The organism is Pseudoroseomonas cervicalis ATCC 49957 (assembly GCF_000164635.1).
Lineage (GTDB): Bacteria > Pseudomonadota > Alphaproteobacteria > Acetobacterales > Acetobacteraceae > Pseudoroseomonas > Pseudoroseomonas cervicalis.
On sequence record NZ_GG770909.1, the window covers coordinates 1 to 2440 of the forward strand.

Annotated in this window: 3 protein-coding genes; 1 reads left to right on the plus strand and 2 read right to left on the minus strand. The window is 69.2% G+C overall.

Going from position 1 to position 2440, the window contains the following annotated elements:
- Both HMPREF0731_RS20240 and HMPREF0731_RS20245 read right to left on the minus strand, forming a co-directional pair.
- A partial coding sequence (locus HMPREF0731_RS20240; protein WP_040614215.1) for a hypothetical protein occupies positions 1–289 on the minus strand: 289 nt, incomplete at its 3' end.
- 77 nt (positions 290–366) lie between these two features.
- Entirely contained in the window at positions 367–1476 is a 1110-nt protein-coding gene (locus HMPREF0731_RS20245) for an S-(hydroxymethyl)glutathione dehydrogenase/class III alcohol dehydrogenase (RefSeq protein WP_007006086.1), read from the minus strand.
- Positions 1477–1561: 85 nt separating this feature from the next.
- Between HMPREF0731_RS20245 and HMPREF0731_RS20250 the strand changes: the two genes are divergently transcribed.
- A complete protein-coding gene (locus tag HMPREF0731_RS20250) occupies positions 1562–2359 on the plus strand; it encodes a S49 family peptidase (protein ID WP_040614216.1) in 798 nt (265 codons plus the stop codon).
- The last annotated feature ends 81 nt before the right edge of the window (positions 2360–2440 follow it).

A 2440-nucleotide genomic window follows, 5' to 3' on the forward strand; every position in this document is an offset into this window, starting at 1 on the left:
CGGCCGGGTTCGGGCCGGGCACGGCGGGGGCGTCCCCCCCGGCCTCGGGCTCGCGGTAGAGGATGCGCAGCGTGTCGGGCTCGACCGTCAGCGTGTAGTGGCGGCCATCGCCGGCGCGGGCGTGCCGCACCTTCCAGAAGCCGTCCTCGCCCTGGATGGCGCCGAACCCGGTGTAGCCGAGGTTGCGCAGCGCGGCGCCGAGGCGGGTTCTCGCCTCCGGCTCCGCGATCTCCAGGGCCGCGGCGGGGGTGCCCAGCAGCAGCAGGGCGAGGGCGATACGGGTGATCATCGCCGAGCCCAACGCGCGGCGGCGCCACGGGTTGAGGGGCGCGGCGACGGACCCGCCACCACCGCGCCCCCGCGCCGTCAGTAGAGGACGACGCCGCGGATGCTCTCGCCCCGCGTCATCAGGTCGAAGCCGTCGTTGATCTTCTCGAGCGGCATGGTGTGGGTGATCAGCTCGTCGATGTTGATCTTCCCGTCCATGTACCAGTCGACGATCTTCGGCACATCGGTGCGGCCGCGCGCGCCGCCGAAGGCCGAGCCGATCCAGCGCCGGCCGGTGACCAGCTGGAAGGGCCGGGTCGAGATCTCCTGCCCCGCCGCGGCGACGCCGATGATGGTCGAGACGCCCCAGCCCTTGTGGCAGCACTCCAGCGCCTGGCGCATCAGCGTGGTGTTGCCGACGCATTCGAAGGAATAGTCGGCGCCGCCCTTGGTCAGCTCGACCAGATGCCCGACCAGATCGCCCTGCACCTCCTTCGGGTTGACGAAATGCGTCATGCCGAAGCGGCGGGCCATCGCCTCGCGCTCGGGGTTGATGTCGACGCCGACGATCATGTTGGCGCCGACCATCTTGGCACCCTGGATGACGTTCAGCCCGATGCCGCCGAGCCCGAACACCACGACATTGGCGCCCGCCTCCACCTTGGCGGTGAACAGCACGGCGCCGAGGCCGGTGGTCACGCCGCAGCCGATGTAGCAGACCTTGTCGAAGGGCGCGTCTTCCCGGATTTTCGCGAGAGCGATCTCAGGGACGACCGTGTGGTTCGCGAAGGTGGACGTGCCCATGTAGTGGTGCAGGGGCTTGCCGTTGCAGGAGAAACGGCTGGTGCCGTCCGGCATTTGGCCGCGGCCCTGCGTCACGCGGATCTTCTGGCACAGATTGGTCTTCTGGCTGAGGCAGTAGTCGCATTCGCGGCATTCCGGCGTGTAGAGCGGAATGACATGGTCGCCCTTGCGCAGCGACTTCACGCCCGGGCCGACATCGACGACGATGCCGGCGCCCTCATGGCCCAGGATGCTCGGAAAGATGCCCTCCGGATCGGCGCCGGAGAGGGTATACTTGTCGGTGTGGCACAGGCCGGTGGCCTTGATCTCCACCAGCACCTCGCCCTCGCGCGGGCCTTCCAGATCGACCTCCTCGATCGACAGCGGCTTGCCGGCTTCCCAGGCGACGGCGGCGCGGGTCTTCATGGGGTGTTCTCCTCGGCCAGGTACGGATATCGCGCGTGTCCTCGCACGTCTTGTTCCGGCGAGGAAGGTGGTCATCTTTTCCCTTATGCGAATCCCCTTTCTCGACCGCGGCCCGCGCGTGGCGCTGGTGCGGCTTTCCGGCCTGATCGCGGCGCGCGGCGGTGGCATCGGCCCGGCCGGGCTCAGCCTGGAGGGCGTGGCCCCCGTGCTGGAGCGCGCCTTCGCCCTGAAGCGGCTGGCCGGCGTGGTGCTGGTCATCAACTCGCCCGGCGGCTCCCCGGTGCAGTCCAGCCTGATCGCCGCCCGCATCCGCGCCCTGGCCGAGGAGAAGAAGGTCCCGGTCATCGCCTGCGTCGAGGATGCGGCGGCCTCGGGCGGCTACTGGCTGGCCTGCGCGGCGGATGAGATCGTCGCCGACCCTTCGAGCATCGTGGGCTCGATCGGCGTCATCTCGGCGAGCTTCGGGCTGGAGGAGCTGGCGGCCAAGCTCGGCGTCGAGCGGCGGCTGACCACGGCGGGCGGGCAGAAATCCTTCCTCGACCCGTTCCGCCCGGTGGAGCCCTGGCAGCAGGCGCGGCTGGAGGAGCTGCTCTCCGCCCTGCACGAGGAGTTCAAGGCCTGGGTGCGCAGCCGCCGCGCCGCCCATCTGGCGGCGCCGGAGGAGGCGCTGTTCAATGGCCGCTTCTGGACGGGGCGGGAGGCGCTGCCGCTCGGCCTGATCGACCGGCTGGGCAACGCGCAATCCGAGATCCGTCGCCGGTTCGGTGAGAAAACCCCGGTCATCCCCTTCGGCCCGAAGCGCCCGCCCTTGCCCATGCGCCTGCTGCGCGGGGCGATGGCGGTGGTGGAGGAGCGGATGGCCTGGGGGAGGATAGGATTGTAAAAAGTAAGGGTTCTTTTTTGAAAAAAAGAACCAAAAAACTTTTGTTCGTTGGCGTCCCGCTTATGGCCTGAGGCAGGACGC